The sequence below is a fragment of the Acinetobacter sp. YH12064 genome (assembly GCF_013419735.1).
Lineage (GTDB): Bacteria > Pseudomonadota > Gammaproteobacteria > Pseudomonadales > Moraxellaceae > Acinetobacter > Acinetobacter amyesii.
Genome location: NZ_VOZP01000026.1, coordinates 1 through 9,530, shown reverse-complemented (window position 1 = coordinate 9,530; position 9,530 = coordinate 1). Strand labels below are relative to the sequence as shown.

Sequence of the window (9,530 nt, the reverse complement as noted above, 5' to 3'; positions counted from 1 at the left end):
AATACCAGCGCACAGCCCAAAGAATGATTTCGCCCTGAAAATGCCGACCATGGAAAGGATTCATATGCTGCACCTTTAGCTAAAACAGTCTTCAGCTTACCATTCGTGGTTATTTGCAACAGTGCCGCTGACGCACACCATCGCCCACCGGGTGGGTCGCTATCTGGAACGGCAAGGCCTGCTGGAACGGGATGTCGAAAACAGCTATCTGGCCTCGGATGCGGTGGATGACGACCCGATGACACCCCTGCTGGGGCACTCGATCACTTACCGTATCGCTGTCGGTTCACAGGCGGGGCGAAAGGTGTTCACTTTGCAAACTCTGCCGACCAGTGGTGATCCGTTCGGTGACGGGATTGGCAAGGTAGCCGGGTCCAGCCTGCACGCCGGCGTGGCGGCCAGGGCCGATGAACGCAAGAAGCTCGAACGGCTGTGCCGGTACATCAGCCGCCCGGCGGTATCCGAGAAGCGGCTGTCGTTAACACGAGGCGGCAACGTGCGCTACCAGCTCAAGACGCCGTACCGGGACGGCACCACGCACGTCATTTTCGAACCATTGGATTTCATTGCAAGGCTGGCCGCCCTGGTACCGAAGCCCAGAGTCAACCTAACCCGCTTCCACGGGGTGTTCGCACCCAACAGTCGGCACCGGGCGTTGGTCACGCCGGCAAAACGGGGCAGGGGCAACAAGGTCAGGGTGGCTGATGAACCGGCAACACCAGCACAACGGCGAGCGTCGATGACATGGGCGCAACGGCTCAAGCGTGTTTTCAATATCGACATCGAGACCTGCAGCGGCTGCGGCGGCGCCATGAAAGTCATCGCCTGCATTGAAGACCCTATAGTGATCAAGCAGATCCTTGATCACCTGAAGCACAAAGCCGAAACCAGCGGGACCAGGGCGTTACCCGAAAGCCGGGCGCCACCGGCTGAGCTGCTCCTGGGTCTGTTTGACTGACGAGCCTGAAGGCCAACGATACCAATCAAAATGCTGCGTTCACAGCGCCGCGGCAGGGATCCGCCGTGCTGGTTGTCGGAAAAGGAGCCGCTAGTGGGAAAGAGGAGGGTAAATTTTCAGCGTTGCTGGCTCCCCGTCAGCCGGATTGGGTTGCATCGCAGGGGTGTCGAAAGAGTCAACTGCGGTCCAAAGCTGTTGGACTTGGGTGAAAAGGGCGTTTATTCTTCCTATACGTCGATCGATTGAATGAAGGACATATACAATCATTTCTCCGACATTTGGTTATGGAGCGAAAAGTTTCAATATCTTATCAAAACCAGGCAATCAATGCGATTAAGTTTTATTACGAACGTGTTTTGGGTGGACAACGGAAAACATATTTCATCGAAAGACCAAAAAAAGAAAAAACACTTCCTGTTGTGATGAGTGAAGAAGAAACCATTCGGGTACTACGCGCTATTGAAAACGTGAAACACAAGGCTATTCTGATGACTATTTATTCGGCAGGTTTGCGCATTTCTGAATGTATAAACCTGAAAATAAAAGACATTGACTCCAAGCGCATGCAAATTCGTATAGAACAGTCAAAAGGAAAAAGAGATCGTTATACCATTTTATCTGAGAAAACATTAATTATTTTAAGAACATACTTTATGGAATATAAACCAAAAGATTATTTATTTGAAGGTCAAAAAGGTGGCGCATACTCAAGCCGAAGTATTCAAAACATTTTTAAAGCAGCTGTTTTAAAAGCAAAGATTCAAAAGGAAGTTACTGTACATACCTTACGACATAGCTTTGCAACGCATTTGCTTGAGAATGGTACGAGTTTACGTTATATTCAATCGTTGTTAGGTCATTCAAGCAGTAAAACAACTGAGGTTTATACACATATTACCACCAAGGGAATGGAACAATTAAAAAGTCCGATGGATTTGTTAGATATATAGAAAGGATTTGTATATTTGAGCAAAACTTAACAAAAAGCACTATGAATATAAATCCTTTTGAGAGAGTAGAAACGAACGGTAAACGGTTGAAAACGGATTTGTCACTGATAATGAAAGGTTTAGCAAAATAAGATATAGTGGATATATACGCCATTTGGCGTATAGCCACTTGTTATGTGCCATTTTTGAATGACAATGCGAATAGATACGGACAAACAAATGAATTTACTTAGTGATAAGAACGTTGCAATAATTGGTGGTGGACCCGTTGGACTGACTATGGCAAAATTATTACAGCAAAACGGCATAGACGTTTCAGTTTACGAAAGAGACAACGACCGAGAGGCAAGAATTTTTGGTGGAACCCTTGACCTACACAAAGGTTCAGGTCAGGAAGCAATGAAAAAAGCGGGATTGTTACAAACTTATTATGACTTAGCCTTACCAATGGGTGTAAATATTGCTGATGAAAAAGGCAATATTTTATCCACAAAAAATGTAAAGCCCGAAAATCGATTTGACAATCCTGAAATAAACAGAAATGACTTAAGGGCTATCTTGTTGAATAGTTTAGAAAACGACACGGTTATTTGGGATAGAAAACTTGTTATGCTTGAACCTGGTAAGAAGAAGTGGACACTAACTTTTGAGAATAAACCGAGTGAAACAGCAGATTTGGTTATTCTTGCCAATGGTGGAATGTCGAAAATAAGGAGCTTTGTTACCGACACGCAAGTTGAAGAAACCGGTACTTTCAACATCCAAGCTGATATTCTTCAACCGGAAATAAACTGTCCCGGATTTTTTCAGCTATGCAACGGCAACCGATTAATGGCGGGACATCAGGGCATTTTATTGTTTGCCAATCCCAATAATAATGGTGCATTGTATTTAGGAATTAGTTTTAAAACGCCCGATGAATGGAAAAATAAAATTCCCTTAGATTTTCAGGACAGAAACAGCGTTGCCGATTTTTTATTGAAAAGATTTTCCAAATGGAGTGAAGTTTACAAACAATTAATACGTTCGGTATCAACATTTCAATGCTTGCCCACAAGGAAATTTCCTTTGAACAATGATTGGAAAAGTAACCGTCCATTACCCATAACAATGATTGGCGATGCTGCTCATTTGATGTCGCCTTTTGCAGGACAGGGTGTAAATACGGGATTATTGGATGCTTTGATATTGTCTGAAAACCTTACAAACGGAGAATTTACAAGTATTGAAAATGCCATCGAAAACTACGAACAACAAATGTTTGTTTATGCAAAAGATACGCAGGACGAATCGACAGAAAACGAAACCGAAATGTTTAGTCCCAATTTTTCGTTTCAAAAATTATTGAATCTATAAACAGTAAGAAAAAACGGCTACTAACAAGCAGTTTTGCAATAGTGGGGCAGAAGTGCAAAATTGAACTTGTGTGCTTCTATCAACTTTTGTACATTAGCTGCCAGTTTAAGATGGGTGCATTTGAGTATGCCCAAAGGAGCCCGCAAGTATGCGCAGGACGAAGCCAGTAGCCGCGCCGATGGTGGCGCGGGTCTATCTGCGCGTCAGCACCGACGCGCAGGACTTGGAACGCCAAGAGGCGATCACTACGGCCGCGAAGGCCGCCGGCTACTACGTCGCCGGCATCTACCGTGAGAAGGCATCCGGCGCACGCGCCGACCGGCCTGAGCTGCTGCGCATGATCGGCGACCTACAGCCCGGCGAGGTGGTCATTGCCGAGAAGATCGACCGCATCAGCCGCCTACCTTTGCCCGAGGCCGAGCGCCTGGTGGCCTCGATACAGGCCAAAGGCGCACGCCTGGCCGTCCCTGGCGTGGTCGATCTATCCGACCTGGCGGCCGAGGCCCAGGGCGTCGCCAAGATCGTGCTGGAAGCCGTGCAGATCATGCTTTTTCGCCTGGCCTTGCAGATGGCCCGCGACGACTACGAGGACAGGCGCGAACGCCAGCGCCAAGGCATTGAGTTGGCCCGCCAGGCCGGGCGGTACAAGGGCCGCCGTGCTGATCCGAAGCGCCGCGCCCAAGTTGTCGCGCTGCGCAAGTCCGGCTACAGCATCAACAAGACCGCCGAGCTGGCCGGGTACAGTGCGGCCCAGGTGAAACGGATATGGGCCGAGGTCAGCCAGGCCGAAGCGAAGCAGCACGGCGCGTTCGTGGAGGACGCATTGACGGAAGCCGATGCCCTGGCCGCTGTCGGCCAGGATGAGCGCCAGGAGGAAAGGGCATGAAGAAGCCGAACCAAGACGACGAGCCGTTTTTCATCACCGAGGAGATTGCGGCCGAAATGATCGCCGGCGGCTATGAGTTCGAGCTGCCGCCCATTCCTTGCACCATCCGCCTACGCGACGTGCTGGAGCGCATGACCGATGCTGAGCTAGCATTGCAGCCGGGCGAGATCGCCGACCAGGAGCGTGAACGCTGCCGGCGCAAGCCGTGTTCAACCTCATGATCTGGTCATGGTATTTTTCATGGCACTGAGCCTGATAGTTCTTGCAAATTGTTGTCACTAAAGGGTTTTGTGTGCTTGTTTACAATCGAGTGGGAGTGACGGGCACTGGCTGGCAATGTCTAGCAACGGCAGGCATTTCGGCTGAGGGTAAAAGAACTTTCCGCTAAGCGATAGACTGTATGTAAACACAGTATTGCAAGGACGCGGAACATGCCTCATGTGGCGGCCAGGACGGCCAGCCGGGATCGGGATACTGGTCGTTACCAGAGCCACCGACCCGAGCAAACCCTTCTCTATCAGATCGTTGACGAGTATTACCCGGCATTCGCTGCGCTTATGGCAGAGCAGGGAAAGGAATTGCCGGGCTATGTGCAACGGGAATTTGAAGAATTTCTCCAATGCGGGCGGCTGGAGCATGGCTTTCTACGGGTTCGCTGCGAGTCTTGCCACGCCGAGCACCTGGTCGCTTTCAGCTGTAAGCGTCGCGGTTTCTGCCCGAGCTGTGGGGCGCGGCGGATGGCCGAAAGTGCCGCCTTGCTGGTTGATGAAGTACTGCCTGAACAACCCATGCGTCAGTGGGTGTTGAGCTTCCCGTTTCAGCTGCGTTTCCTGTTTGCCAGCCGGCCCGAGATCATGGGGTGGGTGCTGGGCATCGTTTACCGCGTCATTGCCACGCACCTGGTCAAGAAAGCGGGCCATACCCACCAAGTGGCCAAGACGGGCGCGGTCACCCTGATCCAGCGTTTTGGATCGGCGCTCAATCTGAATGTTCACTTCCACATGCTGTTTCTCGACGGTGTGTATGTCGAGCAATCCCACGGCTCAGCGCGTTTCCGCTGGGTCAAGGCGCCGACCAGCCCAGAGCTCACCCAGCTGACGCACACCATCGCCCACCGGGTGGGTCGCTATCTGGAACGGCAAGGCCTGCTGGAACGGGATGTCGAAAACAGCTATCTGGCCTCGGATGCGGTGGATGACGACCCGATGACACCCCTGCTGGGGCACTCGATCACTTACCGTATCGCTGTCGGTTCACAGGCGGGGCGAAAGGTGTTCACTTTGCAAACTCTGCCGACCAGTGGTGATCCGTTCGGTGACGGGATTGGCAAGGTAGCCGGGTCCAGCCTGCACGCCGGCGTGGCGGCCAGGGCCGATGAACGCAAGAAGCTCGAACGGCTGTGCCGGTACATCAGCCGCCCGGCGGTATCCGAGAAGCGGCTGTCGTTAACACGAGGCGGCAACGTGCGCTACCAGCTCAAGACGCCGTACCGGGACGGCACCACGCACGTCATTTTCGAACCATTGGATTTCATTGCAAGGCTGGCCGCCCTGGTACCGAAGCCCAGAGTCAACCTAACCCGCTTCCACGGGGTGTTCGCACCCAACAGTCGGCACCGGGCGTTGGTCACGCCGGCAAAACGGGGCAGGGGCAACAAGGTCAGGGTGGCTGATGAACCGGCAACACCAGCACAACGGCGAGCGTCGATGACATGGGCGCAACGGCTCAAGCGTGTTTTCAATATCGACATCGAGACCTGCAGCGGCTGCGGCGGCGCCATGAAAGTCATCGCCTGCATTGAAGACCCTATAGTGATCAAGCAGATCCTTGATCACCTGAAGCACAAAGCCGAAACCAGCGGGACCAGGGCGTTACCCGAAAGCCGGGCGCCACCGGCTGAGCTGCTCCTGGGTCTGTTTGACTGACGAGCCTGAAGGCCAACGATACCAATCAAAATGCTGCGTTCACAGCGCCGCGGCAGGGATCCGCCGTGCTGGTTGTCGGAAAAGGAGCCGCTAGTGGGAAAGAGGAGGGTAAATTTTCAGCGTTGCTGGCTCCCCGTCAGCCGGATTGGGTTGCATCGCAGGGGTGTCGAAAGAGTCAACTGCGGTCCAAAGCTGTTGGACTTGGGTGAAAAGGGCGTTTATTCTTCCTATACGTGAACCGCATCCTACGGAATGAGTAACCCTTGCCCTATTGTGAGTAGAACGTCGTATAATTCAAACGAAAGCAGTTAATAGGTATGAAATATCACAGCACAAAAGAGCGACAGGACATGTTTAGATGATGTTATTATAAAATAATAACATCATGGATGAATAAAAAATAATTTTCTATCTTTACAACTATGTTATACTTCTATGATAAGGCTATGATGGCAAAGCCTTGGTTTTCCTAATCAAATAGTCGCCGAGATGGCTTCAATGCGACAGTAGGTCTACTGTCTCACAATTAATTCATGTATCAGATTTTTGTTCCCTGATGGGAAGTGTTATCCATACGAAAAGAATATGGGTAAAGTGTTACACCTGTATATGACATTCAGAATGTCCTGTCGGGGGAACTGGTACCAATTTAATAAAAGAAAACAGTATAGAAATGACAATCGAAGATATGCAAACATTAGCCCTAGAGCATGGGCTGAGAATTTCGGAAGAGATGAGCGTCAATGAGATGGGCATCGACTTTAGAGTTGCCTTTGTAAAGGAAGTAAACGGTGAGAACTGGGTACTCCGTATACCTCGAAGAAGCGATATGCTTGAACAAATCGAAAATGAAAGTAGAATATTGGATTTAGCCAAAAGAAACCTGTCGATCAATGTCCCTGATTGGAAAATTGTATCGGAGCGCCTAATAGCCTACCCTTTACTGGAGGATGCGCCTGCTCTGACATTCGATGCGATAACACATGAGGTTTCTTGGAACATAGATCGCGATAGCATAGCTTATGTGGAGTCTCTGGCAAAATCATTGGCCGAATTACATCGTATTACAGCTGACGATGTGAGAAAGAGCAACTTGAAAATAATGACTCCAAGTGAATTGAGGACCGAAATAGCTGACCGTATCCACTTGGTGAAATCTGAGATAGGTATCAGCGAGCCGTTGGAAAACAGATACCGTAGATGGTTGGACAATGACCCTTTGTGGCCTGAATTCACTTGTTTCATCCATGGCGATCTCTATGCAGGGCATGTCTTAACCTCGAAGGAAGGTAAGACCTCTGGTATCATAGATTGGTCTACTGCGCATATGGGTGATCCTGCACTGGACTTTTCTGGTCACGTATCGGTTTTTGGAGAGGATAGCCTGAAGAGTTTGATAACGGAGTATGCTAAACAAGGCGGAACGATATGGGATAGGCTCTACGAACAATCTATAGAGAGGGCTGCTGCAGCTCCATTAGCATATGGCGCTTTTGCGGTAGAGTGCAACGACGATAATCATATCAATGCCGCCAGAGCAGCCTTAGGTATTGTTCAATAAAATGATGTGAGGATACTTTTTTAAATGCTAAAATAGGAGTTCGATTGGTGCCACTTAAGAGTATCATTGATTTCTATTTTAGCCAGTATCCTCCACTTTTAGGAGCTCCTCGAAACTCGATTTTATGATCATCTCTTAAGATTTTGAGCCACCGCTCTACTATCTTGACAGGAACTAATAGCTCGTTTACTAAAAATGGTGCACGCTTTCCTGGATTAGTTCTTATCTGATTAAATAGTAGATTTACTCCCTCACTTACTCCCTCATTAGATTCGAAAAGTAGCTTTGATGAGACAATAACTCGAAAACCGTGCTGGAAATTTTCAAAGACAGGGGGACGCAGACCATAGGATGCGAAGCCTTCTTGGATTCGTTTGATGCCTGACCCATATTTTTCAATAAAATGCGCTTCTTTGAACGTGGCAGATATCCTTTTATTGCGCGCCCATGGCGAGTAATCTTCACGAAGAAGCTGATCAATCGTTAAGTTATCAGCTAAACCACCTGGATTGAAAAACTCTATGGAATTGTAATACACCCTGATTATGGAATCGGCAAATTAATTTGGACTTGGGTGAAAAGGGCGTTTATTCTTCCTATTACGTTGTCGGCAGCGGGCCAAAAAGGAATACGTCCATGCCCATCGAGGTGAAACCGGCTGTGAGCGCGGGTTCAAGCATATAGCCCGACAGGCGCGTATCCTTGCCGATCACGACACGATGGCGGTGGTCACCGCGACGAAAGACACGGCCAGCCGCCATGCCGACGCGCAAGGCGGTTTCCGCCGTCATCGCGCCTTCGTTGGCTTTGCCACGAATACCGTCTGTGCCGAAATATTTGCGCACCATAAGGTCGATTATCCTGTCGTCGGGTCGCCCTCAAAGGGGACATGCCTGCTGAACCGCGAATATAGAGAAATATCCCGAATGTGCAGTTAACGAATTCTTGCGGTTTCTTTCAGCGCCGCCAATACCGCCAGCCCGTCGCGCAAGGGGCGCGGCTCGTGTGTGCGGATGAAGTCAGCTCCACCTGCGGCGGCGGCAAGCTCTGCAGCGAGTGTCGCGGCCCCGACATCCCCCGGACCACGGCCTGTGAGCGCGCGCAGAAAGGATTTGCGCGAAACAGACAGAAGCACCGGCAAATCGAAGCGCAGCCGCAATTCATCGAACCGCGCCAGCACCGAGAGCGAGGTTTCGGGAGCAGCCCCCAGAAAAAACCCCATGCCGGGATCAAGGACAAGGCGGTTGCGTTTGATACCGGCACCCGTCAGCGCCGCGATGCGCGCGTCAAAGAACGCCGCAATGTGATCCATGATGTCGCCAGCGGGTGCCTCGCGCCGATCTGCCTGCCCGTCTTGCACCGAATGCATAACGACGAGTTTGGCAGATGATTTCGCCAATTGCGGATAGAACGCAGCGTCTGGAAAACCGCGAATATCATTGAGATAGGCCACACCACGCGACAAGGCATAGGCTTGCGTCGCGGGTTGATAACTGTCGAGCGAGACGGGAATGCCATCTGCCTTGAGCGCGTCCAGCACCGGCGCGATACGCGCGATTTCTGTGTCGGACGAAACAGGCGCGGCGTCGGGATTGCTGGATGCCGGACCGAGGTCGATCACATCTGCCCCCTCGGCCATCAGCTTACGCGCCTGCGCAATGGCTGCGTCTGGCGCCAGATACCGGCCTCCATCGGAGAAACTGTCCGAGGTTATGTTGACGATGCCGAAAATGATGAGCGATTTATTCATGGGGGCTTCTATAATAATCTCTGTACACGACAAAAATAGATAACTCATTGAAATAATGTCACAATAATTGTTTTCTAACGACGAATACTATGACACATCTCAATGAGTTATATCTTATCTTAAACAAATCTCTAAAATGGAACA

9 protein-coding genes and 1 pseudogene are annotated in these 9,530 nt (G+C 50.3%); 7 read left to right on the top strand and 3 right to left on the bottom strand.

What is annotated here, in order from left to right; all coding sequences use genetic code 11:
- Window positions 1-127: 127 nt before the first annotated feature.
- The 7 genes and pseudogenes from FTU13_RS16910 to mph form a co-directional block, all read left to right on the top strand.
- Window positions 128-958, top strand: a pseudogene (locus FTU13_RS16910) (IS91-like element ISVsa3 family transposase); the annotation flags it as partial.
- A 284-nt stretch (window positions 959-1,242) separates the two neighbouring features.
- On the top strand, window positions 1,243-1,908 hold the full coding sequence (locus FTU13_RS16900; protein ID WP_015060916.1) for a tyrosine-type recombinase/integrase: 666 nt from the start codon (window positions 1,243-1,245) through the stop codon (window positions 1,906-1,908).
- Window positions 1,909-2,097: 189 nt separating this feature from the next.
- Window positions 2,098-3,264 (top strand): tetracycline-inactivating monooxygenase Tet(X3), encoded by a 1,167-nt coding sequence (locus FTU13_RS16895; RefSeq protein ID WP_024160783.1) that lies wholly within the window; start codon window positions 2,098-2,100, stop codon window positions 3,262-3,264.
- 148 nt (window positions 3,265-3,412) lie between these two features.
- A complete protein-coding gene (locus FTU13_RS16890; RefSeq protein WP_001366550.1) occupies window positions 3,413-4,150 on the top strand; it encodes a recombinase family protein in 738 nt (245 codons plus the stop codon).
- Complete coding sequence (locus FTU13_RS16885) at window positions 4,147-4,371, top strand: hypothetical protein (protein ID WP_000743213.1); 225 nt, start codon at window positions 4,147-4,149, stop codon at window positions 4,369-4,371. The genes FTU13_RS16890 and FTU13_RS16885 overlap by 4 nt, the downstream gene beginning before the upstream one ends.
- A gap of 210 nt (window positions 4,372-4,581) precedes the next feature.
- Window positions 4,582-6,075, top strand: a complete 1,494-nt coding sequence (locus FTU13_RS16880; RefSeq protein WP_001120888.1) for an IS91-like element ISVsa3 family transposase — start codon at window positions 4,582-4,584, stop codon at window positions 6,073-6,075.
- 673 nt (window positions 6,076-6,748) lie between these two features.
- Complete coding sequence (gene mph / locus FTU13_RS16870; RefSeq protein WP_071830579.1) at window positions 6,749-7,636, top strand: Mph(E)/Mph(G) family macrolide 2'-phosphotransferase; 888 nt, start codon at window positions 6,749-6,751, stop codon at window positions 7,634-7,636.
- 73 nt (window positions 7,637-7,709) lie between these two features.
- Here the strand turns inward: mph and FTU13_RS16865 are convergent, their stop codons facing one another.
- From FTU13_RS16865 to sul2, 3 genes are all read right to left on the bottom strand, one after another.
- The gene (locus FTU13_RS16865; RefSeq protein WP_071830580.1) at window positions 7,710-8,174 is read right to left on the bottom strand and encodes an ATP-binding protein; all 465 of its coding nucleotides are present in this window, start codon (window positions 8,172-8,174) and stop codon (window positions 7,710-7,712) included.
- Window positions 8,175-8,235: 61 nt separating this feature from the next.
- Window positions 8,236-8,484, bottom strand: a complete 249-nt coding sequence (locus tag FTU13_RS16860; protein ID WP_071830581.1) for a phosphoglucosamine mutase — start codon at window positions 8,482-8,484, stop codon at window positions 8,236-8,238.
- Between the two features lie 86 nt (window positions 8,485-8,570).
- Complete coding sequence (gene sul2 / locus FTU13_RS16855) at window positions 8,571-9,386, bottom strand: sulfonamide-resistant dihydropteroate synthase Sul2 (protein ID WP_001043260.1); 816 nt, start codon at window positions 9,384-9,386, stop codon at window positions 8,571-8,573.
- Window positions 9,387-9,530 lie beyond the last annotated feature (144 nt).

Coding starts and splice junctions, on each gene's coding strand:
- FTU13_RS16900 (WP_015060916.1), top strand. CDS start 1,243: ATGGAGCGAAAAGTTTCAATATCTTATCAAAACCAGGCAATCAATGCG.
- FTU13_RS16895 (WP_024160783.1), top strand. CDS start 2,098: ATGACAATGCGAATAGATACGGACAAACAAATGAATTTACTTAGTGAT.
- FTU13_RS16890 (WP_001366550.1), top strand. CDS start 3,413: ATGCGCAGGACGAAGCCAGTAGCCGCGCCGATGGTGGCGCGGGTCTAT.
- FTU13_RS16885 (WP_000743213.1), top strand. CDS start 4,147: ATGAAGAAGCCGAACCAAGACGACGAGCCGTTTTTCATCACCGAGGAG.
- FTU13_RS16880 (WP_001120888.1), top strand. CDS start 4,582: ATGCCTCATGTGGCGGCCAGGACGGCCAGCCGGGATCGGGATACTGGT.
- mph (WP_071830579.1), top strand. CDS start 6,749: ATGACAATCGAAGATATGCAAACATTAGCCCTAGAGCATGGGCTGAGA.
- FTU13_RS16860 (WP_071830581.1), bottom strand. CDS start 8,484: ATGGTGCGCAAATATTTCGGCACAGACGGTATTCGTGGCAAAGCCAAC.
- sul2 (WP_001043260.1), bottom strand. CDS start 9,386: ATGAATAAATCGCTCATCATTTTCGGCATCGTCAACATAACCTCGGAC.